Annotated in this window: 34 protein-coding genes; 11 read left to right on the forward strand and 23 right to left on the reverse strand. The window is 65.8% G+C overall.

Annotated features, from left to right (window positions below; genetic code table 11):
* The first annotated feature begins 23 nt into the window (after positions 1–23).
* Positions 24–1085 (forward strand): tRNA epoxyqueuosine(34) reductase QueG, encoded by a 1062-nt coding sequence (queG, locus tag J0J06_RS00655; protein WP_294039430.1) that lies wholly within the window; start codon positions 24–26, stop codon positions 1083–1085.
* Here queG and J0J06_RS00660 read toward each other — a convergent pair.
* Positions 1059–1427, reverse strand: a complete 369-nt coding sequence (locus J0J06_RS00660) for a hypothetical protein (protein ID WP_294039431.1) — start codon at positions 1425–1427, stop codon at positions 1059–1061. The two genes, queG and J0J06_RS00660, sit on opposite strands and share 27 nt — an antisense overlap.
* Positions 1424–2104 (reverse strand): EI24 domain-containing protein, encoded by a 681-nt coding sequence (locus J0J06_RS00665; RefSeq protein ID WP_294039432.1) that lies wholly within the window; start codon positions 2102–2104, stop codon positions 1424–1426. The genes J0J06_RS00660 and J0J06_RS00665 overlap by 4 nt, the downstream gene beginning before the upstream one ends.
* A 59-nt stretch (positions 2105–2163) precedes the next feature.
* On the opposite strand from J0J06_RS00665, the gene J0J06_RS00670 reads away from it, so the two are divergent.
* A complete protein-coding gene (locus J0J06_RS00670) occupies positions 2164–3162 on the forward strand; it encodes an adenosine kinase (protein ID WP_294039433.1) in 999 nt (332 codons plus the stop codon).
* A 71-nt stretch (positions 3163–3233) separates the two neighbouring features.
* Here the strand turns inward: J0J06_RS00670 and J0J06_RS00675 are convergent, their stop codons facing one another.
* The 8 genes from J0J06_RS00675 to hisB form a co-directional block, all read right to left on the reverse strand.
* On the reverse strand, positions 3234–4847 hold the full coding sequence (locus J0J06_RS00675; RefSeq protein WP_294039434.1) for an amino acid permease: 1614 nt from the start codon (positions 4845–4847) through the stop codon (positions 3234–3236).
* A 74-nt stretch (positions 4848–4921) separates the two neighbouring features.
* Complete coding sequence (locus J0J06_RS00680; protein ID WP_294040792.1) at positions 4922–5299, reverse strand: histidine triad nucleotide-binding protein; 378 nt, start codon at positions 5297–5299, stop codon at positions 4922–4924.
* The gene (locus J0J06_RS00685; RefSeq protein WP_294039435.1) at positions 5299–5619 is read right to left on the reverse strand and encodes a phosphoribosyl-ATP diphosphatase; all 321 of its coding nucleotides are present in this window, start codon (positions 5617–5619) and stop codon (positions 5299–5301) included. Before J0J06_RS00685 ends, J0J06_RS00680 begins: the two co-directional genes overlap by 1 nt.
* A gap of 33 nt (positions 5620–5652) precedes the next feature.
* Positions 5653–5853, reverse strand: a complete 201-nt coding sequence (locus J0J06_RS00690) for a hypothetical protein (protein ID WP_294039436.1) — start codon at positions 5851–5853, stop codon at positions 5653–5655.
* Between the two features lie 111 nt (positions 5854–5964).
* Positions 5965–6732, reverse strand: a complete 768-nt coding sequence (gene hisF / locus J0J06_RS00695) for an imidazole glycerol phosphate synthase subunit HisF (RefSeq protein ID WP_294039437.1) — start codon at positions 6730–6732, stop codon at positions 5965–5967.
* Positions 6729–7466: a 1-(5-phosphoribosyl)-5-[(5-phosphoribosylamino)methylideneamino]imidazole-4-carboxamide isomerase gene (hisA, locus tag J0J06_RS00700; protein WP_294039438.1), complete on the reverse strand. Its 738-nt coding sequence runs from the start codon at positions 7464–7466 to the stop codon at positions 6729–6731. The genes hisF and hisA overlap by 4 nt, the downstream gene beginning before the upstream one ends.
* Positions 7463–8068 (reverse strand): imidazole glycerol phosphate synthase subunit HisH, encoded by a 606-nt coding sequence (hisH, locus tag J0J06_RS00705; protein WP_294039439.1) that lies wholly within the window; start codon positions 8066–8068, stop codon positions 7463–7465. Before hisH ends, hisA begins: the two co-directional genes overlap by 4 nt.
* On the reverse strand, positions 8065–8652 hold the full coding sequence (gene hisB, locus J0J06_RS00710; RefSeq protein ID WP_294039440.1) for an imidazoleglycerol-phosphate dehydratase HisB: 588 nt from the start codon (positions 8650–8652) through the stop codon (positions 8065–8067). The genes hisH and hisB overlap by 4 nt, the downstream gene beginning before the upstream one ends.
* Before the next feature lie 71 nt (positions 8653–8723).
* Here hisB and J0J06_RS00715 point away from each other — a divergent pair, with 71 nt between their 5' ends.
* On the forward strand, positions 8724–9200 hold the full coding sequence (locus J0J06_RS00715; protein ID WP_294039441.1) for a ClpXP protease specificity-enhancing factor SspB: 477 nt from the start codon (positions 8724–8726) through the stop codon (positions 9198–9200).
* A gap of 96 nt (positions 9201–9296) precedes the next feature.
* Positions 9297–10688, forward strand: coding sequence for a class II fumarate hydratase (gene fumC, locus J0J06_RS00720; protein ID WP_294039442.1), 1392 nt, complete (start codon positions 9297–9299; stop codon positions 10686–10688).
* On the opposite strand, the gene J0J06_RS00725 is transcribed toward fumC, so the two are convergent.
* Positions 10685–11011 carry a metalloregulator ArsR/SmtB family transcription factor gene (locus J0J06_RS00725; protein ID WP_294039443.1) on the reverse strand — a complete coding sequence of 109 codons (327 nt, stop codon included), beginning with the start codon at positions 11009–11011 and terminating at the stop codon, positions 10685–10687. The two genes, fumC and J0J06_RS00725, sit on opposite strands and share 4 nt — an antisense overlap.
* An 84-nt stretch (positions 11012–11095) precedes the next feature.
* Here J0J06_RS00725 and J0J06_RS00730 point away from each other — a divergent pair, with 84 nt between their 5' ends.
* Genes J0J06_RS00730 through J0J06_RS00740 form a run of 3 tightly spaced genes read left to right on the forward strand, consistent with a single transcriptional unit; the run spans position 11096 to position 12818 of the window.
* Positions 11096–11317 (forward strand): hypothetical protein, encoded by a 222-nt coding sequence (locus J0J06_RS00730; RefSeq protein ID WP_294039444.1) that lies wholly within the window; start codon positions 11096–11098, stop codon positions 11315–11317.
* A 48-nt stretch (positions 11318–11365) separates the two neighbouring features.
* On the forward strand, positions 11366–12025 hold the full coding sequence (gene gmk / locus J0J06_RS00735) for a guanylate kinase (RefSeq protein WP_294039445.1): 660 nt from the start codon (positions 11366–11368) through the stop codon (positions 12023–12025).
* Between the two features lie 19 nt (positions 12026–12044).
* Complete coding sequence (locus tag J0J06_RS00740; RefSeq protein WP_294039446.1) at positions 12045–12818, forward strand: hypothetical protein; 774 nt, start codon at positions 12045–12047, stop codon at positions 12816–12818.
* Here J0J06_RS00740 and J0J06_RS00745 read toward each other — a convergent pair.
* The 7 genes from J0J06_RS00745 to J0J06_RS00775 all read right to left on the reverse strand — a co-directional run bounded on the left by J0J06_RS00745 (position 12807) and on the right by J0J06_RS00775 (position 17428).
* Entirely contained in the window at positions 12807–13490 is a 684-nt protein-coding gene (locus J0J06_RS00745) for an ATP12 family chaperone protein (protein ID WP_294039447.1), read from the reverse strand. The genes J0J06_RS00740 and J0J06_RS00745 overlap by 12 nt on opposite strands.
* Positions 13487–13750 carry a hypothetical protein gene (locus J0J06_RS00750; protein WP_294039448.1) on the reverse strand — a complete coding sequence of 88 codons (264 nt, stop codon included), beginning with the start codon at positions 13748–13750 and terminating at the stop codon, positions 13487–13489. The genes J0J06_RS00745 and J0J06_RS00750 overlap by 4 nt, the downstream gene beginning before the upstream one ends.
* On the reverse strand, positions 13750–14406 hold the full coding sequence (locus tag J0J06_RS00755; RefSeq protein ID WP_294039449.1) for an HAD-IA family hydrolase: 657 nt from the start codon (positions 14404–14406) through the stop codon (positions 13750–13752). Before J0J06_RS00755 ends, J0J06_RS00750 begins: the two co-directional genes overlap by 1 nt.
* Positions 14403–15002: an FMN-binding negative transcriptional regulator gene (locus tag J0J06_RS00760; protein ID WP_294039450.1), complete on the reverse strand. Its 600-nt coding sequence runs from the start codon at positions 15000–15002 to the stop codon at positions 14403–14405. The genes J0J06_RS00755 and J0J06_RS00760 overlap by 4 nt, the downstream gene beginning before the upstream one ends.
* Positions 15002–16153 carry an RluA family pseudouridine synthase gene (locus tag J0J06_RS00765; protein ID WP_294039451.1) on the reverse strand — a complete coding sequence of 384 codons (1152 nt, stop codon included), beginning with the start codon at positions 16151–16153 and terminating at the stop codon, positions 15002–15004. The genes J0J06_RS00760 and J0J06_RS00765 overlap by 1 nt, the downstream gene beginning before the upstream one ends.
* Complete coding sequence (gene crcB, locus J0J06_RS00770; RefSeq protein ID WP_294040793.1) at positions 16150–16524, reverse strand: fluoride efflux transporter CrcB; 375 nt, start codon at positions 16522–16524, stop codon at positions 16150–16152. The genes J0J06_RS00765 and crcB overlap by 4 nt, the downstream gene beginning before the upstream one ends.
* Before the next feature lie 136 nt (positions 16525–16660).
* Positions 16661–17428, reverse strand: coding sequence for a hypothetical protein (locus J0J06_RS00775; protein ID WP_294039452.1), 768 nt, complete (start codon positions 17426–17428; stop codon positions 16661–16663).
* Positions 17429–17532: 104 nt separating this feature from the next.
* Between J0J06_RS00775 and J0J06_RS00780 the strand changes: the two genes are divergently transcribed.
* Positions 17533–17754 (forward strand): hypothetical protein, encoded by a 222-nt coding sequence (locus J0J06_RS00780; protein ID WP_294039453.1) that lies wholly within the window; start codon positions 17533–17535, stop codon positions 17752–17754.
* A gap of 55 nt (positions 17755–17809) precedes the next feature.
* Here the strand turns inward: J0J06_RS00780 and J0J06_RS00785 are convergent, their stop codons facing one another.
* From J0J06_RS00785 to J0J06_RS00795, 3 genes are all read right to left on the reverse strand, one after another.
* On the reverse strand, positions 17810–18379 hold the full coding sequence (locus J0J06_RS00785) for a glycine zipper 2TM domain-containing protein (protein WP_294039454.1): 570 nt from the start codon (positions 18377–18379) through the stop codon (positions 17810–17812).
* 99 nt (positions 18380–18478) lie between these two features.
* A complete protein-coding gene (locus J0J06_RS00790) occupies positions 18479–18904 on the reverse strand; it encodes an OsmC family protein (protein WP_294039455.1) in 426 nt (141 codons plus the stop codon).
* A gap of 75 nt (positions 18905–18979) precedes the next feature.
* Positions 18980–19288, reverse strand: coding sequence for a glycine zipper 2TM domain-containing protein (locus J0J06_RS00795; RefSeq protein WP_294039456.1), 309 nt, complete (start codon positions 19286–19288; stop codon positions 18980–18982).
* Positions 19289–20236: 948 nt separating this feature from the next.
* Between J0J06_RS00795 and J0J06_RS00800 the strand changes: the two genes are divergently transcribed.
* Genes J0J06_RS00800 through J0J06_RS00810 form a run of 3 tightly spaced genes read left to right on the forward strand, consistent with a single transcriptional unit; the run spans position 20237 to position 21950 of the window.
* Positions 20237–20851, forward strand: a complete 615-nt coding sequence (locus tag J0J06_RS00800; RefSeq protein WP_294039457.1) for a hypothetical protein — start codon at positions 20237–20239, stop codon at positions 20849–20851.
* 5 nt (positions 20852–20856) lie between these two features.
* Entirely contained in the window at positions 20857–21489 is a 633-nt protein-coding gene (locus J0J06_RS00805) for a trimeric intracellular cation channel family protein (protein WP_294039458.1), read from the forward strand.
* Complete coding sequence (locus J0J06_RS00810) at positions 21486–21950, forward strand: hypothetical protein (RefSeq protein WP_294039459.1); 465 nt, start codon at positions 21486–21488, stop codon at positions 21948–21950. The genes J0J06_RS00805 and J0J06_RS00810 overlap by 4 nt, the downstream gene beginning before the upstream one ends.
* On the opposite strand, the gene J0J06_RS00815 is transcribed toward J0J06_RS00810, so the two are convergent.
* Positions 21947–22513 (reverse strand): GNAT family N-acetyltransferase, encoded by a 567-nt coding sequence (locus J0J06_RS00815; RefSeq protein WP_294039460.1) that lies wholly within the window; start codon positions 22511–22513, stop codon positions 21947–21949. The genes J0J06_RS00810 and J0J06_RS00815 overlap by 4 nt on opposite strands.
* Positions 22510–24393, reverse strand: coding sequence for a signal peptide peptidase SppA (gene sppA / locus J0J06_RS00820; protein WP_294039461.1), 1884 nt, complete (start codon positions 24391–24393; stop codon positions 22510–22512). Before sppA ends, J0J06_RS00815 begins: the two co-directional genes overlap by 4 nt.
* Positions 24394–24434 lie beyond the last annotated feature (41 nt).

Genomic DNA, 24434 nt, shown 5'->3' on the forward strand with positions numbered 1-24434 from the left:
GGCAATCGTGGTAGCGGGGCGCGGTGGATCACGAAAGGCCATTCGAGGAACGGTTGCGGGCCGAGGCGTTAGCGCTCGGTTTCGCGGACATCGGCGTCGCTCGCGCCGACGCCGCGCCGCTGGCGGGCGCGCGTTTGCGGCAATGGCTGGACGAAGGCCGCCATGGCGAGATGATATGGATGGAGGAGCGCGCGGCGCAGCGCGGGGCCCCGGTCGGGTTATGGCCCGAGGTGAAAAGCGTGATCGCGCTGGGGATGAGCTACGCGCCCGGCCGCGATCCGCTGGCGTTGGCGGGCGAGGGGGATCTGGGATGGATTTCGGTCTATGCGCAAGGGGGCGACTATCATGACGTCGTCAAGCGCGCGTTGAAGGCGCTGGCGCGGTGGATCGTCGCCGAAGCGCCGGGTTCCGACCTCAAGGTGTTCGTGGACACCGCACCCGTGATGGAAAAGCCGCTGGCCGAGGCCGCGGGACTGGGCTGGCAGGGCAAGCATACCAACCTGGTCAGCCGCACGCATGGCAGCTGGCTGTTTCTCGGCGCGATCTACACCACGCTCGACCTCGCGCCGTCGCGGGCGGGGGATAATCGCTGCGGGTCGTGCGACGCGTGCCAGCGCGCCTGCCCGACCGACGCGTTTCCTGCGCCCTATCGTCTCGATGCGCGGCGCTGCATCTCCTACCTGACGATCGAGCATAAGGGGCCGGTGCCGGAAGAGTTCAGGGCGGCGCTCGGCAATCGCATTTACGGCTGCGACGATTGTCTCGCGGTGTGCCCGTGGAACAAGTTCGCCGATGCTGCGGCTGCTAACCGCGCCTTCCTGCCGCGCGCGGAATTCGCAGCTCCTGCACTCGCGGAGCTGCTGGCGCTCGACGATGCGGGGTTTCGTCAGGTGTTCGCGGGATCGCCGATCAAGCGGATCGGGCGTGATCGGATGGTGCGGAACGCCGCCTATGCGGCGGGCAACAGCGGTGACGCGGCGCTGGTTCCGTTACTGGAGGTGCTTAGCAACGATTCTTCGGAGGTCGTTCGCGATGCCGCCGGCTGGGCGATCGCGCGGCTACTTCCCGCCACCCCGCCGCGCTAACGCTGCCACGCAACTCGCGCGGTCGATCGGGCTGCCGTCCGGCTGGCGGGTATCGACATAGGTGACGGTTGCCTCGCCGCCGCCTTTGGACGGGTAGAGATAGGTGTCGAGAACGCAGATCGTCCCCTTGAACTGTAGTTTGCGCGCATTGCCTTCGCGGACATCGGCATCGGGCGCGCCGAACGTGCGGGTGAGTTCGGCGGCGTCACGGCCCATGACGCGCTCGAGCCCAGTGGTCGGGATCGGCCGCAGCACGATCGGGGCCACGGTTACCGGGCGCGGCGCCGCCTCGCCGCATCCGGCAAGCAGCAGCGCGCCGCCGACTATCATCGCCCGCTTCATCGCCGTCTCCCATGGAATTGATGAGTCGCCATCGCCGCGCCGAGCACGGGCGCGACAAGGTTGACGATCGGCACGCTCAGCAACGCCGCGACGATCACGCCCATGTCCCACCGCCTCCATCGCGTATCGCGCGCCCATTGTTTCATCTCAGCGCTGGACAGGTGCCGCGCCGCGACCATCTCGCCCAGATCGGCGCCGAGCAGCCAGCCGTTGGCCGCATAGAACAGCAACGGCGTGCCCACTCCCGTAACCAGCAGCACGACATAGACCGGGGCCAGCACGATATTGATCAGCAAGGTACGCAACGCGGAGCGCAACCCCATTGCCGCCGACCGCGCGATCGGCACATGATGCGCGCTGGCCAGCGCCTCCGGATAGTGCCGCCGTTCGACAGCGACCACGATCTCGTCGCCGAACAGCCAGATCACCGCTACCGCGATCGCGCGGAACAATACCCAGCCGAACAGCAGCATCGCCAGGAACCCGCTGATCGCGGCGAGATTGCCGGTCTCTTCGTCCCAGCCGAGCTGGTCGATAACCAGCCACCGCGTCGCGAACCACAATCCCGCGCCGAGCAAGAGGAACACGACCACCGTCAGCGCGATGGTCTTAGCAAACACGCGCAGGATCGCGGGGTCGGTCAGGTCGCCGATCGACAGGAAGAACGCGCGAAACATCGTTGCGCGGGTCTAGCGAGATGCGTAGGGCGCGGCCAACCTTTTCCCGGAGACATATTTTGACCAGCCCGACCTATGACGTCGTCGCGATCGGCAACGCGATCGTCGACATCCTTTCCCAGGCGACCGACGAGTTCATCGTAGCCGAGGGGATGACCAAGGGCGGCATGCAGTTGATCTTCGATCCCGCCGCCGCCGACGCGCTGTATTCACGGATGGGGCCCGGGCGCGAAGTGTCGGGCGGATCGGCCGCCAACACGATCGCGGGGCTCGCCGCGCTCGGCCATGCGACCGGCTTTATCGGCCAGGTCGCGGATGACCAGCTTGGCGCGGTCTTCGCGCATGACGTGAAGGCGCTGGGCGTGCATTTCCCGACTGCGCCCGCGACCGGTGGCGATCCGACGGGACGCTGCCTTGTGCTGATCACGCCAGATGGCCAGCGCACCATGAACACCTTCCTCGGCGCGGCGCAGTTTCTGCCCGAAGCGGCCGTCGATCAGGCGACGATCGAAGCGGGCGCGATCCTCTATCTCGAAGGCTATCTGTGGAATGCCGACCAGTCGCGCGACGCGATGAAGCGCGCGATCGCGATGGCGCGGGGGGCGGGGCGCAAGGTCGCGCTTACGCTGTCCGACGTGTTCGTGGTCGAGGGGCATCGCGCCGAATTCTTCGAACTGATCGACGCCGGCCAGATCGACATCTTGTTCGCCAACGACAACGAAGTCCGCGCGATGATGCAGGACGACGACATTGCCGCGGCGGTGTCCGCCTTGTCGGCGCGCGTGCCGCTGCTGGTCTGCACGCATGGCGCATCGGGGGCCGAGGCGCACAAGGATGGCGAGCATGCCCGCGTACCCGCCGAACCCGTCGATGACGTGGTGGACACGACCGGCGCGGGCGACCTGTTCGCCGCCGGTTTCCTGGCCGGGCAGGCGCAGGGCCGCGATCTCGCCACGAGCCTCCGCATGGGCGCGCTCTGCGCCGCCGAATGCATCGGCCATATCGGCCCGCGTCCTGTCGCCGACATCAAGCAGCTGGTCGCCGATAAGATCGGCTGAGCGAGCCTGGGACAAACAAAAAAAGGCCGGGGATCGCCCCCCGGCCTTTTTTGTTTTCGCCTGTCCGCCGATTAGTCGAGCGGGTGCGACGTCTCAGGCAGCATCGCCGGGTCGTCGACCACGTCGATGATCCCGCGCCCGACATGGCTCCGGCTACGGCTGTAGAGGAAATAGACGACCAGGCCGATTGCGCCCCAGCCAACCAGCACGAGCTTCGATGTCGTGTCCAGCGCAGCATAGAGGACGATGCAGCCGATGATCGCCAACGGCGCTACAATCCACACCGCTGGGGTGCGGAACGCGCGCTTGCGAGTTGGGTCCTTGCGACGCAGCACCAGCACTGCGGTCGCGACCATCGCGAACGCGAACAACGTGCCTGCGTTGGAATAGTCCGCCAGGCTGCCGACCGGTAACAGACCGGCGAAGACCAAAGCGAACGTGCCGGTGACGGCGGTTACGACATATGGCGTCTTAAACTTCGGATGCACCTTCGCGAACGACGACGGAAGCAAGCCGTCACGCGCCATCGTGAAGAACACGCGGGTCTGGCCGAACATCATCATTAGCACGACCGACGGCAACGCGATGATTGCGGCGAGACCCACAAAATAACCGATCCGCGAATAACCGATCGTCTGGAGCACATGTACCAACGCGTGATCGGAGCAGACCAAGGGCTGGGTCGCGCCGCTCGCCACGATTGCTGCACACCGGCCGGTCATTTCGGGCGACCCTGGCGCCAGGAATGCGCCAGCGGCCGACGTCACCGGTTGCGCGCCCAGCGTGCCAATCGCACCCGCTGCTACGAGCAAGTAGATCAAGGTGCAGATCAACAGGCTGCAGATCAGACCGATCGGCACATTGCGCTGCGGATTCTTGGTTTCCTCCGCCGCAGTCGAAACCGCGTCAAAACCGACGTAAGCGAAGAAAATCGACGCGGCTGCACCGACATAACCCGTGCCGCTGGTCAGATTGCCGAAACCGGTCGGCGTGAACGGGCTGAAATTGTCGGACTTCAGCAAGGGCAATGTCAGGATGATGAACGCCGTCAACGCGACGAGCTTGACGACGACAAGCACGGCATTGACCATCGCGCTCTCCGTCGTTCCCCAGATCAGCAAACCGGTCACGACCAACACGATAACGACCGCCGGGAGGTTGATATAGCCGCCATGCTGCGCGGCATTGAGCAAGTCTTGGGTCGGCGCGCTGCCGAATGCCAGTGACACCTTAGCCATCAGGCCATTGGCGTTGCTGATTATCTCCGGAAAATATACGTGGCTATCTTTTAGCGCGCCGACGAAGTGGTTTGACCACCCTACGGCCACCGCGCTGGCGCCCAGGGCATATTCTAAGACAAGTGCCCATCCGACCATCCAGGCCAGCGTCTCGCCCATAACGGCATAGGTGTAGGTGTAAGCTGACCCGGCAACCGGCACCATCGACGCCAGTTCCGAATAGCAAAGCGCCGCCACCGCGCAGACGAAGCCGGCGATGCAGAAACTGATCATCATGCCTGGGCCGGCCTTTTGCGCGGCGACGGCTGTCAGTACAAAGATACCCGTGCCAATCACCGCGCCGACGCCCAACATGGTGAGCTGGAACGCGCCGAGCGACCGGTGCAGCCCTTTCTTCTCGGCGGTCGCGAGGATCGCGTCCAATGGTTTAACGCGGTCGAAAATCATGTGTGGGCCACCCCTTGGCTTGTCATTTTGTGTTGGCACCGGAGCCTAACCACAAAAGCGGGTGGCGCAATCCCTTAACGCGCGAGCATCGGCCCCATCGGTTTGCCGCCGAACAGATGGACGTGCAGGTGGGGAATCTCCTGTCCGCTGTGCAGCCCGACATTGGCGAGCAGGCGATAACCCGGCGCGACGAGATCGAGATCGCGCGCGACCTTGCCCACGACACGCACGAAGCCCGCGATTTCTTCCGCCGACGCCCGCGCGCTGAAATCGTCCCATGAGACATAGGCGCCGGTCGGGATCACCAGGATATGGATCGGCGCGACCGGGGCGATGTCGTGGAACGCGATCGCCCACTCGTCCTCGTACACCCGCTTCGACGGGATTTCGTCGCGCAGGATCTTCGCGAAGATGTTCTGGTCGTCATAGGGCAAGGTCGCGTCGATCGGCATCATTCGCTCCGATTGGCTTTTTCGGTCAGGCCCGATTGTCCAGTGCGCCGCGCGAGTTCGGCGCGGACGTCGTCGAGCGACAGGCCCGCGTCGGCGAGCAGCACAAGGAGGTGATAGATCAGGTCCGCGGCCTCCACCGTCAGCGCGCTCGCGTCGTCGCCCATCGCCGCGATGACCGTCTCGACGGCTTCCTCCCCGACCTTCTGCGCGATCTTGGCTCGGCCCTTGGCGAACAATTGCGCGGTGTAGGAGGTCGCGGGATCATCGCCCCTGCGCGAGCGGATAATTGCGTCGAGCGCATCCAGCGGGTCGTCGGCCATCGAACGGATCGGTGGCCGCGCGCGCGCGCAACGTCAATCCTCGACGTGGGTATCGGGCTGCTTGAACCGCTTCCGGAGCGCGCGGCGGACTAGCCACACGCCGCCGACCGCCATCGCGAATAGGGCGATATCCGAGAGTTCGGGCATGCTGCGCGTGTGGATGATGCCACTGTGCGGCGGTACCTGCGCGAAGGCCGGGGTCGCGAACAGCAACAAGGACAGGACGAAGCGCATGGCGTCTGATTAAACACCCAACTCTTAATTCTCCGTCATGCCGGACGTGTTCCGGCATCCGGCTTCTTCTCTGGCGGAACAGCGGGACCCCGGATCAAGTCGGGGGGGCGATCAGGAGAGAGGGACCCGCACCGGAATCCCCGCTGTCGCCAATGCGCGGTGGGCGTCGGCAATGCTGGCCTCGCCGAAATGGAAAATGCTGGCGGCGAGCACCGCGCTGGCATGGCCGTCGCGAATGCCCGCGACCAGGTCGTCGAGCCCGCCGACGCCACCCGACGCCACCACCGGCACGCTCACCCGGTCGGCGATCGTGCGGATCAGGTCGAGGTCGTAGCCGTCGCGCTTGCCGTCGCGGTCCATGCTGGTGACCAACAATTCGCCCGCACCCAGCTCGGCGAGCCGTAACGCGTGCGCGACAGCGTCAAGTCCGGTCGACTTGCGCCCGCCATGCGTGAACACTTCCCAGCCGCCACCCGACCGCCGCGCATCGACCGAGCCAACGACGCACTGGCTGCCGAAGCGTTCGGCGATCTCGCCGACCAGGTCGGGCCGCGCCACCGCCGCCGAATTGACCGCGACCTTGTCCGCGCCCGCTAGCAACAGCGCCCGTGCATCCTCGACCGAGCGCACCCCGCCGCCGACCGTCAACGGCATGAAGCACACTTCCGCCGTCCGCCGCACGACGTCGAGGATCGTCCCCCGCGCCTCGTGGCTGGCGGTGATGTCGAGGAAGCAAAGCTCGTCCGCCCCCGCGGCGTCATACGCTTGTGCCTGCTCGACCGGATCGCCGGCGTCGCGCAGGTCGACGAAATTGACCCCTTTAACCACGCGCCCGTTCGCAACGTCGAGGCATGGAATCACGCGTGCCCGGACGGTCACGCGCCTGCTTCCGCCACCGCGATCGCCGTCGCCAGATCGAGGCGGCCGTCATACAGTGCGCGGCCCGTGATCACGCCTTCGATCCCGTCGCGAGCGTGCAGTGCCAGCACGTGGATTTCGCCGATCCCTGCCACGCCGCCGCTCGCGATGACGGGAATGTCAACCGATCGTGCGAGATCGACGGTGGCCTCGACGTTACAGCCCTTGAGCAACCCGTCGCGCCCGACATCGGTGAAAAGGAGCGCCGCCACCCCGGCGTCCTCGAACCGGCGCGCGAGATCGTGGACCGCGACGTCCGATACGTCCGCCCAGCCGCGCGTCGCGATCATGCCGTCCTTGGCATCGACCGCGACGACGATCCCGCCGGGAAAATCGTGCGCCGCCTCGCGAACCAGATCGGGGTTCTCCAGCGCGGCGGTTCCGATCACCAGCCGCGCAACGCCGGCGTCGAACCAGCCCTCGATCGCCGCGCGGTCGCGAATGCCGCCACCGAGCTGGACATGGCCGGGGAATGCCTCGACCACCGCGCGCACAACCTCGCCGTTGACCGACTGTCCGGCGAACGCGCCGTCGAGATCGACCATGTGGAGGTGCTGCGCGCCCGCCGCGGCGAACGCCATCGCCTGCGCGATCGGATCGTTGCCGTAGATTGTCGCCGAGTCCATGTCGCCTTCGGACAGGCGGACGACGTTGCCGCCCTTCAGGTCGATGGCGGGGAAGACGATCAGGCTCATGGCCGCCACTCCAGAAAACGCGAGAGCAGATCAAGGCCGTAGCGCTGGCTCTTTTCGGGGTGGAACTGCACCCCAGCGAGGTTGTCGCGCGCGATCGCCGCGACGACCGGGCCGGCATGGTCGGTCGTCGCCACCACATCGTCGCCCTCGAACGCGAAGGAATGAAGGAAATAGGCCTCGCCCGGTTCGATCAACGGGTGGGGAGCGGTGGGGCGGACGTCGTTCCAGCCCATGTGCGGGACTTTGGCGGTGGGATCGCTCGGCTTCAGGCGCCGGACGCGTCCGCTGATCCAGCCAAGGCCCGGATGCTCGCCCATTTCCTCGCCAGCGTCGGCCATCAATTGCATGCCGACACAGATGCCGAGGAAGGGCGCGCCATCGCCGCGTACGCGCTGTTCGATCGCCTCGACCATGCCGTCCACGCCGCGCAATGCCGACGCGCACGCGCCGAACGCGCCGACGCCCGGCAGGACGATGCGATCAGCTTTCGCCACCACATCCGGGTTGTCGGTCACCGCGATGTCGTGCGCGCCAGCGACCTTCAGCGCGTTCGCGACCGAATGGAGGTTGCCCGCGCCATAGTCGATCAAGGCGACGGTCAAAGCGTTCCCTTGGTCGAGGGGATCGCGTCGGCCTTGCGCGGATCAATCTCGACCGCCTCGCGCAACGCGCGCGCCAGTCCCTTGAACGCGGCCTCGGCGATGTGATGGTTGTTCGACCCGTAGAGCGTCTCGATGTGCAAGGTAAGCCCGGCGGTCTGCGCGAACGAGTGGAAGAAATGCTCGAACATCTCGGTATCCATCTCGCCGAGGCGTTTTTGCGAAAACTCGGCTTTCCACACCAGGAACGGCCGCCCGGAAATGTCGAGCGCGACGCGCGTCAGCGTCTCGTCCATCGGTGACAGCGCATCGGCATAGCGCCGGATGCCGCGCTTCTCGCCCAGCGCCTGCGCCACTGCCTCGCCGATCGCGAGCCCGGTATCCTCGACCGTGTGATGCTGGTCGATGTGCAGGTCGCCGACCGTCTTCACGTCGAGATCGATCAGCGAATGGCGGCTGAGCTGTTCGAGCATATGGTCGAAGAACCCGATGCCCGTGGACACCCGATACGCCCCCGTCCCGTCGAGATTGACGGTGACGTCGATGCTGGTCTCGCTCGTCTTGCGGCTGATCGTCGCGGTGCGCATGCCGCTCCCCATAGCGCCACCGCGCGCCTATGCAATCTTGACCCCGTCCTCGCATTGGTTACCGAAGGGATATGAGCGAGCAGTTGCCCGACAGCCTGATTCCCTATGACGAGATCGTCCAAGAGGCGTTGCGCGCCGTGGTCGGCCGCGTGCTGGGGTCGGTCGCGGCTGGCGGCGGCCTGCCCGGCGAGCATCATTTCTACATCACCTTCAAGACTCAGGCGCCTGGCGTCGACATCCCGTCGCGGCTGATCGAGCGATTTCCGGACGAGATGACGATCGTCCTGCAGAACCGGTATTGGGATCTCACGGTGGACGATGAGCGGTTTTCGGTGGGTCTCAGCTTCAATCAGGTGCCGTCGAAGCTCGACATTCCCTATTCGGCGATCACGGGTTTTCACGATCCAGCGGTGAACTTCGAACTGCGCTTCCAGGCGCAGGAGGAACCCGAAGGACCGGAGCCGCACGACGAGGCTGAAAACGATCCGGTCGAGCGGGTCGATGACGGGTCGAACGTCGTGAGCGTGGATTTCAAGCGGAAGAAATAAACTTCTTCGTCACCCCGGCCTTGAGCCGGGGTCCCGCTCCTTCAGCCGGCGGAAGAAGCGGGATGCCGGATCAAGTCCGGCATGACGGAGATGGTGATGGCTGACACTCGAACCGAGACCGACTCGATCGGCGCAATCGAGGTCCCTTCGTCGGCCTATTGGGGCGCGCAGACCCAGCGATCGATCGAGAATTTTCCGTTCCCGGCTACCGAACGCATGCCGATCGCGATCGTTCATGCCCTCGCTCTCGTGAAACAGGCGGCGGCGCGGGTGAACCGGCGGCACGGCCTGCCGCCCGACCTGGCCGACGCGATCGAGGCGGCTGCGGCCGAAGTCGTCGCGGGCAAGCTCGACGACCAGTTCCCGCTCGTGATCTGGCAGACGGGCAGCGGCACGCAGTCGAACATGAACGTCAACGAGGTCATCGCCGGCCGCGCCAACGAGATGCTGACGGGTACACGCGGCGGCAAGACGCCGGTCCACCCCAACGACCATGTCAACATGAGCCAGTCGTCGAACGACAGCTTCCCGACCGCTCTGCATGTTGCGGCGGCACTGGCGGCGACGCGGCGGTTGTTCCCCGCGATCGATCGGCTTGCCGACGCGCTGCTCGCCAAAGCGAAAGCGTGGGACGACATCGTCAAGATCGGGCGCACCCACTTGCAGGACGCGACGCCGCTGACGCTGGGCCAGGAGTTTTCGGGCTATTACGCGCAACTGAAACTCGCGCGCACCCGCACCGAGCCGTTCGTCATCCACGCGCTCTCGAGGCTGGCGCAGGGTGGCACCGCCGTCGGCACCGGACTCAACGCGCCGGCGGGGTTCGATACCGAAGTCGCCTTCGAGCTATCGACGCTGACCGGCTTTGCGTTCGAAACCGCGCCCAACAAGTTCGAGGCGCTGGCGTCGAACGATACTTTGGTCGATTTCTCTGGCCGTCTGAACAGCCTGGCGGTCGCGTTGACAAAAATCGCCAACGACATCCGCTTGCTCGGCTCCGGCCCGCGCTCGGGGATCGGCGAGTTAGCGCTGCCCGCCAACGAGCCGGGCAGCTCGATCATGCCCGGCAAGGTCAACCCGACCCAGTGCGAGATGCTGACGATGGTTGCGGGCCAGGTGATCGGAAACCACCAGGCGGTGACCGTCGGCGGGATGCAGGGGCATTTGGAGCTTAACGTGTTCAAGCCGTTGATCGGCGCCAACGTGCTGCGCTCGATCGACCTCCTTGCCGTGGGCATGGAAAGCTTCGCCGAACGCTGTGTCGATGGGCTGGAGCCCGACCGCCGCCGAATCGCCGAACTTGTCGATCGCTCGCTGATGCTCGTCACCGCGCTCGCGCCCGAAATCGGCTACGACAATGCCGCGAAGATCGCGAAATACGCGCATGAACACGGCCTTACGCTTAAGGAGGCAGGGCTCGGCCTCGGTCTGGTCGATGAAGCGACGTTCGACCGCGTCGTGCGGCCAGAGGTTATGGTCGGCCGCTAGTCGGCGGCAACGAGATATTCGTCGATCCGGTCGAACGGCCGCCGCCGGTCGCGGCGCCGGTCATCGACCCAATGCTCGACGAGCCGCATCGCGACCGGATCGATCATGCAGGTCCGCACGCGTCCTTCCTTATACGATCGCACCAGTCCGGCAGTTTCGAGTACCGCAAGATGCTGCATCACCGCCGGAAGCGACATGGGGAACGGCGCCGCGATCGCGCTGACGGTCATCGGCTGCTCCACGAGCCGCTCGACGATGGCGCGTCGCGTGGGGTCGGAAAGCGCCTGAAACACACGGTCGAGCAGATTCGATTCGCTAAGCATATGCTTTACTATTGAGCTTCGCTCGATTTGCGAAGGAACCTTGGCCGCGCGGCGCAGTTTCATCGCAAAAGCGAAAGGGCACTCATGAAATTCAGCACGATTCTGGGCGCGACGATCGGTAGCGCGATCGATGGCAGCGATGGGGACGATTCGACCGTGGACGGCGCGATCATCGGCGCAGCGACGGCGGCCGCGGTGCGCGTTGCCGTGCCGCTGGCCGTAACGTTCGCGACCGGCTGGCTGGTGTGGCGCGGCATCGGCAAGGCGCGTGACGCCGTGTTCGGACCCAAACCGGTCACCGAATAGCACGCGACTCGCCTTGACGTGGAGCGGTGCTCCACGCCAAAGGCGCACATGGTCGATCATCGCGCGTCGCAACCCAAAAGCTTCAAACGGCGCGGCTTGATGTTCGTGCTGTCATCGCCATCGGGGGCAGGCAAATCGACGATCGCCAAACGGCTGCTCAAGGAAGAGCACAACCGGCTGAAAATGTCGGTGTCCTACACGACGCGCCCGATCCGCGAGGGTGAGGTCGACGGCAAGGACTATCACTTCGTCGATACCGCGACGTTCCGCCAGATGGTGGAGGACGACCAGTTCCTCGAATGGGCCCGCGTGATGGGCGACAATCGCTATGGCACGCCGCGCGATACGGTGTTCAAGGATCTGGAGCACGGGCGTGACATCCTGTTCGACATCGATTGGCAGGGTGCTCAGCAATTGTTCCAGCTTGCCGGGGGCGACGTGGTGCGCGTGTTCATCCTGCCGCCGGGGCTCAGGACGCTGCGGGAGCGGCTCGAAAAGCGCGCGACCGACAGCAAGGAAGTCATCGACAACCGCATGGACCGCGCGCTCGGCGAAGTCAGCCACTGGGACGGCTACGATTATGTCCTGGTCAATGACGACCTCGACGATTGCTATGAGTGCGTGCAGACGATCCTGACGGCCGAACGGTTGAAGCGCTCACGCCAGCGCGGTATGATCGGGTTCATCCGGCGCCTGCCGGAGATGTAGCCACGGCTTGGGGGAGCCGATGATGCCCTATCGTTACGCGCATTACGTCATTCTGCTGGCGCTGGTCCCGGCGATCGGCCTTGCGTTCTGGCCAGCTTATTTCAGCAATCTACGCGGCGCGAGCTGGGTATTCCATGCGCACGGCCTGACGGCGAGCTGCTGGATCATACTCGCGCTGGCGCAGAGCTGGACGGCGCACGCCAAGCGGTTCGTGTGGCACAGACTGGCGGCTCGCTCGGTGCTGGTGCTGGTGCCACTGTTCGCCGCCGGCGGGGCGCTCGCGCTGCAGGGCATGGCGACCAAGTTCTTGACGAAGAGCGACCCGTTCTATGGGGCGTTCGGCGCGCGGCTGGGCATGGATGATATCGTTTCGACAATCATGCTGGTGGCTATGGTCCGCGCGGCGATCGTCAATCGCCGGCGGGTCGGGCTGCACGCCGCTTACATGCTCGCGACCGTGGCGCTGGTGCTGCCACCAGTGTTCTCGCGATTGCCGCTGCCACGCTGGTGGCACCTTGCGGACCTGCTGACGATCGCCATCGCGCTCGCGGTTTATCTCGCGCGGCGGCGCGACGGCTGGCCGTTCCTGCTCGTCACGGTGTACAGCGTCTGGCGCATCGTCCAGTTCGAGACGATTGCCGCGAGCGACTGGTGGGCGGCCGCATTCGCACAGATCAAGGATCTGCCGCCGCTGCCGATCGTACTGGGCGCGTTCGTCGCGTCCGGCGTGGCGATCTGGTCGGCGTGGCCCTGGAAGCGGACGACGCGCGTCCGACCGTTATCAGCGGCCTAGCGTCAGGAAGCGCACCGCCGCGTCGAATTCGGCGCGATGCGCGGCGCGCGTTTGCGCGGCCAGCGCGTCCTCGCCCCATTGCTCAGCCTGCCAATCCTCGTCGAGGTTCGCGGCGGTCCACACGGCCTCCGCCGCCATCGCGCCTTCGATCAGCGCGAGGCCGAGCACCAGCGACCCGGTGATCGTGACGATCGGGGACAGCCCTGCGAGTTCAAAGGCATCGCGCGTCGCCACCGCGACCGCCAGTTTCTCGATCGTCGCGTCGGGTTGCGGTTGGTGCATGACCCCCGACGCCAGCTCGAACTGCACGCCATAGCGTCCCTCCGCCCAGTCGAGCGGCGGATTCCACAACGCGTTCTGCCGCTCGATCAGGTCGGGCGGCGCGTCGGCGCGGTAGCAGAGCAAGTCGCTCTCGGCATAAGCGGCGAGGTTGGCGGCGAACACCGCGGGGTCGGCCGGGATGCGTTCGATCGCGGCGTTTGACAGGCCCGTCAGCGGCATCGCGCGCGGGTCTATGTCGCCCTCGACGCTGCGCCATTCCTCGGCGACCGCGTCGGCGAGCGCGTCGGTCGGCAGCACCAGCGGCAGCCGGCCGGGCGTGCGGACCGGCTTGCCGTCGAGCCGTACGCCGCGCTCGGCATCGACGGTGACGTCCTTCCAGAACCTCTTCATTTCCGCAGCTTGGGCGGCCGCCGCCGGTTGGTCCGCACGTTCCCCGGCGTCGCCCAGCGATGCGCGAGCGCCAGCGGCACGACCCATGACATGTAGATCGCCGACAGCACGATCGCGCCGCCCAGCACCTTCATCTGCCATTGCGGATAGCGAGCGGTGAGCACCAGCCCGAATACGGCCCCGGCGGCGCCGATCAGCCGCGTGGCGGTAATCATGAGGTAGCGATTGCGCGACTGCGCCGGGCTGGGTTCTTCGGTCATCACGCTTCCAGATGCTGCGGCAAGTCGGCGACTTCAAGCGCGATGCTATGCGCGCCAGCGTCCGCCAGTTCGTCCGGCGAATGATAACCCCAGCCCACGCCGATCGCACGCACGCCGGCATTTACCGCCATCATGACGTCATAGGTCGTATCGCCGATCATCGCGGTACGCGCGGGATCGGCCCCGGTTTCGGCGATTGCCACCTCGATCATCGACGGATGCGGCTTGGACGGGTGGCGATCCGACGTCTGGAGCGTCACGAAATGATGCGCGAGTCCGTGCGTCGATAGGACATGCGCCAGCCCGCGATCGGACTTGCCCGTCGCGACGCCGAGCCGCCAGCCTTGGTCGGCGAGCCGCTCGACCAGCGCGCCGACCCCGTCGAACAGCGGCTCCTCGTCGAGCGCCCCGCTCGCGCGCATCGCGACAAACTTGTCCTTGTATTTCTGCGCAAGGACGCGGTGGTCGGCGTCCGATGCGTCGGGCAGCAACGCCTGCATCGCCTCGACCAGGCTCAACCCGACGATCCGGCGGATCGCGTCGCGCGGCGGCACGGCGATCCGCGCTTCAGCGAACGCTTCCTCGACAGCGCGGCAGATATTCGCCTGGCTATCGACCAGCGTCCCGTCGCAGTCGAAGATCGCGAGCCGCGTCACAGGTTGCGCATCCAGTGTGCGATCCCGCGCCGGCCCGATGCCTCGGCGCCGTCGGCGGCAGCAAGGCGCGCAGCCTCGGGCTTGTTCTGGCCGAGCTTGAGCGTTCCGCGCCATCCCGCGATTTCCAGCCGGAAGCCTACAATCGCGGCGGTCAGCTTGCCGAACAATTTGGGGTCCATCTTGTCGCGCGTCCACGGCGTCTTGGGCGCGAGCTTCGCTTCTTGTTCGGCGGACAGCTGATCGAGTTGCGCGACCAGATCGTCGTCGATCATCCGCCGCATCACGCCTTCCAGCTCGACCGCGACGTAATTCCAGGTCGGCACCTGATCCGGCCCGAGTCGATACCAGTCCGGGCTGACGTAACCGTCCGGCCCCAGCGCCGTGAAGAGCCCGGTCGCGCCGTCGAGGTACCGCGCGATCCCGTTGCCGCGCGCGACGTGCAGACCCAGCGTGTCGTCGTCCAGCCACACCACCGGCACCTGCGCCACGCGCGGCCCGTCTGGCGTCGCGGCGAACAACTGGCCGAAGCCAAGTTCGCTCACCAGCGCGCGCATGGCGTCGCGATCTTCCCAGCGGAAGGTGGAATTGGGATGCATCAGCGCTTCTTCGGGCTGGGCTTTTTCGTACCCGGCTTCCTGCCCTTCGCCGCACCCCGGCGCGGCGCATCGGCCGCCCCGCGATTGCGCCGTTCGCCCTTGCGCTCCTTGCGCACGGTCTTGGCGTGCTGCTTGGCGCGGGTCTTCTGTTCGGCCTTGGTCGGGGCGGGGGCCTCGTCGAGCGGCATCATGTTGCCGAGCATCTGGTCGAACCCGAGTTGCGCCAGGCTTTCGGCGAAATGCGCGGGCAGTTCGGCCTCGACGTCGATCTTGCCACCGTCGGGATGATCGACCGCGATCCGCCGCGAATGGAGGTGCATCTTGCGGCTGATCCCGCCGGTCAGGAACGCCGCAGGCCCGCCATATTTGCCGTCGCCGACGATCGGGTGGCCGATCGCCGCCATGTGGACGCGGAGCTGGTGCGTGCGGCCGGTATAGGGGGTCAGCTCGACCCAGGCGGTCGAATTGCCGGCGCGTTCGATCACGCGATAGCGGCTCCGCGACGCTTGCCCGTTCTCCTCATCGACATGCATCTTCTCGCCGCCGGTGCCGGGCTGCTTGGCGAGCGGCAAGTCGATCACGCCGTCCTCGATCGACGGCACGCCGACGATCAGCGCCCAATAGACCTTCTTGGCGCTGCGCCCCGAAAAGCTCTTGGCGAAGAAGGCGGCGGCACGAGCCGTGCGCGCCACGAGCAACGCCCCCGACGTATCCTTGTCGAGCCGGTGGACCAGCTTGGGCCGGCCCTCATTGTCGTATTGCAGCGCGTCGAGCAGGCCATCGACATGCGCGGTCGTCTTGGTCCCGCCCTGCGTCGCGAGGCCGGGCGGCTTGTTGAGCACGAACGCCTGTGCGTCCTGGTGGATCACCATGTCGCGCGCGAATTCCACTTCCTCGTCGGACAAAGGCGGCCGTTCGCGCTTGGGCTTGCCCGCGACCTGGACCGGCTCGGGCGGCGGCACGCGAAGCGTCTGGCCCGCGGCGATGCGATCGCCCGGCGTCGCGCGCGCGCCGTCGACCCGGAGCTGGCCGGTACGCGCCCATTTCGCGACGAGCGTGAAGCTGGTGTCGGGCAAATGCCGCTTGAACCAGCGATCTAGCCGGATGCCGTCGTCGTCGGGCGCGACGGTGAAGGTGCGGATGTCGCTCATGCAATGGCCCTGACCAGATACAGCCCGCCGAACAGCGCCAGCACCGATCCGATCACCGATACAAGCACGTAGGTCAGCGCGACGCCCCATTGCCCGCGTTCGATCATCGTCACCGTATCGAGCGAAAAGGCGGAGAAGGTCGTGAACCCGCCGAGCACGCCGACGCCGATCAGCAACCGCGTATGCTCGTTGCCTCCCGTGCGGGCCAGCAATCCTGCGAGCAGTCCCATGACGAACCCGCCAATCAGGTTCACCGCCAGCGTGCCCCAAGGATAATTGGGTCCGAACGCCGCCAGCATCGTCTTGCCGACAGCGTAACGTCCCGCGCTGCCGACCGCGCCGCCGACCATGACCAGAAGGAAATTCATTATCCGCCTGTAGCGGAGCGACGCCGCTAAACAAACGGCTGGTTTCAGCACCCACGCGAACTGCGCTGCCTATGCTGTCCGCTATCGGGTAGGCGGCCTCGCGTGGGTGCTGAAGGGGGTAGAAGCGATCAGCGGGACATCAGTTCCCGTTGTTCGCCACAATATCGACCTCGGTACGGCCATCGCCGCGCGTGTCAAAGTAAATTACGTATGCGGCGCCATCGCGGCGCGTGCCGCCGAGCACATGCTGGCCGTCATTGGCCTGATGCTCGGCCGAATAGCCGGCGGCGGTGACGCGGCCGTAATACCAGTCGAGCACGGTCTGGATCGACGCCTCGGTCGAAAAGTTGACTACGCGCAGCGCGCAACCGCCTGCCGCGGCCCCCGCGGCTTCATCGACGCGTGCATCGGGATAGAGCGGCAAAGCGGCGGGCAGGCGCTGCGCCCAGCCGGTCGAATATTGCAGCTCGTTCGCGCAGCCCGCGGTGCGCTGGTCGCGCTGGCGCCTGGCGAGCGCGCCGAGTGTCACCGAATCGTTCTTCACCTTGCACTGCGGGCAATCGCCTGAGGCGGGCGGGGTCGGCTTGCTGCCGCTCGACGATGATGAACCGCCCGCGGCGATGGTGCCGTCGGTCTTGCCACCCGCGACCGAATCCGGCGGCAGCGCACCCGAATAGGGTTGCTGCGGTGGGCGCACCGCGTCGGCGTTGGACTGGCCGGTCAGCGCCGGATCGACCATGATCTGATCCTGCAACGCGGCGCGTATCGCTGGGTCGCTGGAATTGGCGGTGTTGCTCGCGAGTTCGGCGTCGAGCGAATCGAGATTGCTTTCGGCGGCCGGCTGCGACCCGCACGCGACAAGCCCGAGCGGGGCGAGTGCGACTAGTATCAAATGGCGGACAGCCACGCCGGCAACACTCCGATGGTTCGATGCGGGCGATAGCAAAGAAGGCGTTAAGATAGAGCTACGCAGGCCTTGCGCGGCGGTGCGCACATCCCACATGCTGGCTCATGCTCAACCTTGTCTCGATCCTGATCGGCATCGTCCTGCTCGTCTTCGTGCTGGTCGGCCTGATCCCGTTCCTCGGCTGGCTCAACTGGCTGGCGCTGGTGATAGGCGCGGTCGGCGTGCTGTTGGGTGCCTTGTCGCGGCACAAGTCCGGGTTGATCTTCAACATCGTCCTGCTGCTGATCGCCGCGTGGCGGCTGTCGCTCGGCGGCGGGATCTTATGACGCGAAAAGGGCCCGGCGGTTGCCGAGCCCTTCGCTTGACCGGTAGGTCAGTCGCTTAGCGGCATTGGACCTGCCCGCGGTCGATCGACGACCCCAAAGCCGCGCCGCCAGCCGCGCCCAGCAGGGTGCCGAGCGTGCTCGACCGTCCGTTCGACAGTGAGTTGCCGATCAGCCCGCCCAGCACACCGCCGACGATCAGGCCTGTCGTCCCGTCCGAACGGCGGCAATAATATTGGCCGTTCGATCCGCGATAGATGCGGTCGTTCCGATACAGCCGGCGCGGCTGGTAATAGCGGCCGTCGCGATAATAGCGGTTGGCATAATAGTAACGCTGGCCGGGCTCCAGCCGATTATAGTCATACCCGCGCCACGTCTGCCAGTTGCGCGTGTCGCGGCGATAGTCGCGCCGGGCGTCGCGGATTTCCCGATCGCGCTCGCGCTGCGCCCGGGCCACATCGCGGCGGCTATCGGCATTGCGCAAGTCACGGCGATAGTCCTTGTTCGCATCGCGTACTTCGTCGCGATATTCGCGGCCGGCATCGCGCGGATTGCTTTGGGCAAAAGACGTCATCGGGGCCGCCATCGTGGTGGCGGCCAGGGCGGCCAGAAGGAGCCGTCGCATCATAATTCTCCCTTTCGTTTTGGAGTTCCCGTAAAACCCGCCGTGTCGCTCGAAGGTTGCGTGAACCCGAAACTACCGGGCGTTCAGGCGCGCGACAGGTTTTCAGGTGAGCGTGTGTTCCAACGTGATCTCGGCGTTGAGCACCTTCGATACCGGGCAGTTCGCCTTGGCGTCGGCGGCGATTTGCGCAAAGCGGTCGGCATCCATGCCCGGCACGCTGGCGGTCAGCGTCAGGTCGGATCGTGTGATCGCGAACCCTTCGCCTTGCTTGTCCAGGGTGACCTTGGCGGTCGTTTGCAGCGTGCCGTCGCTGAACCCCTCGCGGGCGAGGGCGAAGCTCAGGGCCATGGTGAAGCAGCTCGCGTGCGCTGCGGCGATCAGCTCCTCCGGGTTGGTACCCGGCTCGTCGCCGAACCGCGTGCCGAACCCGTATTTCTGGTCACTTAGCACGCCCGACTGCGTCGACACATGCCCGACGCCATCCTTCCCGAAACCTTCATATTTCGCCGAACCGCTGCGTGTCGTCATTGCTGGCTCCATAAGAAAAAAGGGGCACGACCCATTGGCCGCGCCCCGTTCGTATCACACCTGACGGCGCAGCGCTCAGCGGCAGCGGCGCTTCTTGGTGATCGTCTTGTCGATCGCCTGGCCACCGAATGCCCCGGCCACGCCACCCACTGCGGTGCCGAGCAGCTTGTCGCCGCGACCCGCGATGCCGTTGCCGATCAGCGCGCCGGCGACGCCCCCAACCACCAGGCCGGTCGTGCCGTTCGAACGGCGGCAATAGGTGCGGCCATCCTTGCCGCGCCATTCGCGATAATGGTATTTCTTGGCCTGCACCGGCGTGACCGGCACGATGGCGGTCGATGCGACCATCGTCATCGCCCCGCAGGCGAGCAGCAGCTTTCGCATGTCGAATTCCCTTTGCTTTGGATCAATGCCGCAAGCGTAACGTCTTTGCTGCCCGCAAAGTTTCATCCCGTTCCAAATCCCCTGCGGCAGCTGATCAGCATGTGCACGATATCCACGTTATCCACAGGCTGCCGGCGTCGGTTAACGCTTGGCGCGAATCGGAATCGATGACAGCTTCATGACATCAGGAAGCTGAACGGCTTGGCGAGAAATCGGCAGTTTGTTCAAGGACTTGAGCTTCGAGAAACAGGCCGGACCGCAAGGGAAGGACGATGGTTTCGAAGGTGGGACATCGGCCCCCGCTGACCCCGGACGGATCGCGCAAGCGAGAAGACCGGAACAGGCATCACCGATGTTCCAAATGCGAAGAAGGTAGCTTCGGCTAGGTTCTTCGTAAGGCCGCCGGTGGCCGGGAATGCTGAGACTCTTCGGATGATCGCGCCCGGCCCCGACGACCGAACCGGGAAGTCTGGTGGATCTTCGGATCAAACCGACGGATCGGATGCGAGATTCAGGAAGCCTTCGGGTTTTCGGGGTGGAGCAGATCGCGAAGCTGGATGTGCCTTCGGGTGGATCGAGTGGAGCGAGCCTTCGGAAACGGAGCGCCTTCGGGCGAAACCGGGCTGGGGCGACCGCGAAGCAGGAAAGGCCTTCGGGCCGATCGGTGGAGCGGGCGAAGCGAAGGGAGTCTTCTGACGAACGGAGCGGAGCGAAACCGCAGAGTTGCGATGGTCTTCGGGCCGCGCGGCCGAGCAAACCGTGAAACCTGGCGCCGCTCCTTGGAGCCGCACGGATGTAGCGAGCCGCCGAAACCAGAAGGCGCGGCAGGGGCTTCGGCTCAGGCAAGCGGATCGAAGTCCGGCGACAGGGGAGTCGGTCGCAAGACCGGCTCCCCAATTGCGTTTGGGGGCGGCTGGACTGGCAACATTTGCCTGATATCACGACGACATGTTCGTCTTTGCAGCCCTACTCACTATTGCCGACCCGACAGCGACCTTCATAGATGATTTGCGCAACTGCGGCATCGACGAGACGCGTGCGCTCGTGGAGTATCGCGACGACTTGCAGGATCGCGAAACAGGTGTGGGTGGTTCGGCACCCGTATCGGACCAGCAGATGGGCTGCTTGGCTGAGGCTGCCGCGAAACATGGGTATTTCGTAGAGTTCGCCGATCCCGCGTTGAACCGGCGCTTCTCGGAAATCTACCGACCGAAAATGGGGGAGGTTGGCATGGCTGCGGCTCGACAGGAGCTTGCGAAACGAGGTCTGCTGGAGAAGGCGCCAAAATTCGATGCCGGGCAGCCGCTTCCTGCTTATGCGGGGCGTGTCGAACATTTTTGTGGAGCCAAGCCGGGCAGTCTGCTCATAGCGACTGGGGCGACAACGTTGACAATCGATCCGCTGGCTTTGCGGAAGATGCCTAGCAAAAAAGCCAGCGGTCAGATCGAATGTGTGCTGATGACCCTGATCGCCGCCGACCTAGAGCCCAAAGGCATGTCATTCGGATTCACTGGTAACGAAGCTTACGCACCGGCCCAACCTGATACCGACGAGCGTCGCTGACCTCCATGCTTCCCCACACCTCATGGCTCCCCGCGATCGCGCCGTGGCTCGACCTGGCGGGGCTGGTCGTGTTCGCTGCGTCGGGTGCGCTCGCGGCGGCGCGGCGGGGGCAGACGATGGTGACCCTGTGTTTCTTCGCGCTCGTCACCGGCGTGGGCGGGGGGACGGTGCGCGATCTGCTGATCGGCGCGCCGGTATTCTGGATCCATGACAGCCGCGCGGCGGCCGCCTGCCTGGTGGTCGCGTTCGCGGTGTGGCTGACCCCTGCGGCATGGTGGCGCGGGCAAGCGCTCGATTGGTTCGATGCGGTGGGCCTTGCTGGCTATGCCGTGTTCGGCGCGGCCAAGGCGATCGGTTACGGCGTGCCGCCGGTGCCCGCCGCGCTGATGGGCGTGGTAACGGGGTGCGTCGGCGGGATCATCCGCGATGTGCTGGCGGGCGAGCCGTCGATCATCATGCGGCCCGAAATCTACGTGACCGCGGCGGCGCTCGCGGCAGGGCTGTATGTCGGTCTCGGGCAAATCGGCGTGCCGTTACCGGTCGCGGCGGGGTTTGGCGCAGTCGCCGGGTTCGCGTTGCGCGCGGTCGCGATCCGCTGGAAGCTCGCGCTGCCGGCCTATCGCGGCGGAACGCGGTGATCGCGGCGCTGCTGACGCTGGCGAGCCCGGCGCCGGTATTGCTGCCGCAACTCCAGCCGTTTGGTTTCCTCGTCGGTCATTGCTGGCAGGGGGAGATCGCACCGGGGCAGATTGACCGTCATTGCTTCACGGTCCTCACCGACGGGACGGTGCGAGACCGGCATCTGGTCAGCGAGCGCGGGAAGCGGGTGCTGGCGGGGGAGACCGTCTATCGCTGGGACGCGGGAGCGGGAGCGATCGCGTTCATCTATCGCGACTCCATGGGCGGGCGCGTCGCGGGATCGGTGCGTTCGCGCGGCAATCTTATCGGATTTTCCGGCGCCTACACTACGCGCGGCGGCCAGCGATTCCGCATTGCGTCGCGCTGGGCGCGGATCGGTGACACGACCTATCGGGCCGAGATCCGCTCCACCGACCTGCCGCAGGTCAACGCGACGACACTGTATCGGCGCATCGACTAGCCTCGCTGTACGAGTCCGACCTCGCTGAATTTCTTCGGTTGAGCGGGCGGGATCGTCGCTTCGTTAAGTTCGCACTGCCAAAAACCAACGTCGATCCAGCGCCCCTGCTTGAACCCGAGTTCGCGCAACACGCCCTGGCGACGGAACCCGGTCGCTTCGTGCAGCGCCATCGAATAATCGTTGGGCAGCGAGATAACGCTGATCGCCTGGACGAAGCCCTGCGCACGCAGCGTATCGATCAGCGCGTGATACAGCAGTCTTCCCATTCCCTGGCCCTGCGCGGGTCCGGCAACATAGACCGACGTTTCGACGACATAGCGATAAGCAGGCCGCTCGCGGAACTTGCTGGCATAGGCATAAGCGAGAACGGCATCGCCATCCTCCTCGCCATTGGTCGCGACCAGCCAGGGATAAAGACCCTCCGACGCCGCCATCCGCTCTCCCATCGTCGCGGCGTCGGGCGCTTCGGTCTCGAACGAGACCGTGCCGGTCATCACATAAGGAGCGTAGATCGCCGCGATCGCCGCCGCATCGTCGGGCCGGGCAGGGCGGAGCGCGATCAAGACCAGATCGCCTTGACCAGCATCTGGACCAGGCTGAGGTCGCTACCGCTCGGCCGCTTGTCCTCAAACCCCGCACATTCGAGGCAGCGGGCCTGGACCGAATTTGCCGTCGCCAGCCGTTTCGCATCGCCCAGCGCGCGGGCCAGAACGTCCTGACGCTCGGCCGCGATCACCGCGAACACGTCACGCGCACTGGCGCTGTCGCTGCTGCTGTCGTCGTCGCCGTTGAACCCGGCGATCAATTGCGCGAGCCAGCCCGGCTTCTTTTCCAGATAGACGCGCGCGACGTTCTTGGGGTCGATCCCGGCGCGCTTGGCGGCCTCCGCGACCGCGTCGTCGAGCGTGCCGAACCGATCGACCAGCCCGATCTGCCGCGCGGTGCCGCCATCCCATACCCGGCCCTGGCCGATCTCATCGACCCGCTGCGGCGTGAGTTTGCGCGCCGCCGCGACGCGCGCGATGAACTGCGCGTAGCCATGTTCGATCGACGATTGCAGGATCGCATCGACCTGCGGGTTGGTGCCGCCATAGACGTCCGGCTGGCCCGACAGCGGCGTTGTCTTGACCCCGTCCGTGGTGACGCCGAGCTTGCCGAGCGAATTCTCGAAGGTTGGGATGATCCCGAAAATGCCGATCGACCCGGTGATCGTGTTGGGCTCGGCAAAGATCACATCGCCCGCGGTAGATACCCAATAGCCGCCCGACGCCGCCAGACCGCCCATCGACACCACGACCGGCAGCCCCTGCTTCTTCGCTTCAAGCACCGCCAGCCGGATCGTTTCCGACGCCAGGGCCGATCCGCCAGGCGAATCGACCCGCACCACCAGCGCCTTCAATTCTTTTTTCGCCAAAGCGTCGAGCACCGCCTTGGCGATCGTGTCGCCCGCCGCGACGCCCGGACCCGAATTGCCATCGACGATGTCACCCGCGACGGTCACGATGCCGATCTTGTCGCCACGGGTGGCGAGTGGATTGGCCGCGACCCAGTCGGAATATTTGATCGTGGCATAGGTGCCCGCGACCTTTTTCGGCGCATCGCCCGCCAGTTCGGCGACGTGGCGGCCGAACGCGATGCGATCGCCCAGCTTGTCGACCAGCCCCGCCGCCAGGTTCGCCTTGGCGATGTCGCCCGCTGTCGCGGCGACGGCCTGGTCGGGGTTGGTCAGGAACTGGTCGATCTGCGCCTTGGGCCGCGCCTTGTGGATCAAGTCCTTCCACTGGCCGAAGATCGAGGCATAGAGCGCGGTCAGCGCTTCCTTCGCCTCGGGCGACTGTTCGGAGCGGGTGTAGGGCTCGACGAACGATTTGAACTTGCCGACGCGATAGACGTGGACGTTGACGCCAAGCTTGTCGATCAGCCCCTTGTAATAGAGCCGGTTGCCGCCCGGCCCCGAGAACAGCGTGCCGCCCATCGGGTTCACCCAGATCTCGCTGGCGCTCGACGCGAGCAGGTAACTGCCGTCGGTATAAGCGGTGGCGTAAGCGAGCACTTTCTTGCCCGAAGCCTTGAACCGGCCGACCGCATTGGCGACCTCGGTCACCGCGGCGGGCGTACCGCCGCCATAGCTGTCGAGGTCGAGCACCAGCACCTTGACGCGAGCGTCGCTCTTCGCGGCGTCGATCGCGCGGACGAGGTCGCTCAGGCGGAATTCGCGGTCTGGGCTCGCGCCCTGCGCAGCGGCCAGCGCGGTGGGCGTGGCCGGTTGTTCGACGATCGGCCCATTGAGCTTCAGCACGAGCGCCCCGTCGCGGATCGCGCCGGCATTCGGCCTGGCCGACAACAGCGCGAACAGCGCGCCGAAGAAGATCAGCATGAACAGCAGAACCAGGCCGTCCTTGATGCCGACCAGGATTTTCCAGGCGCCCCGAACCAGTTTCACGTTCGCTTCTCCACGGTGCGCCGGCACGGCGCGCCTCACGC

Source organism: Sphingomonas sp., from assembly GCF_017304615.1.
Classification (GTDB): Bacteria; Pseudomonadota; Alphaproteobacteria; order Sphingomonadales; family Sphingomonadaceae; genus Sphingomonas.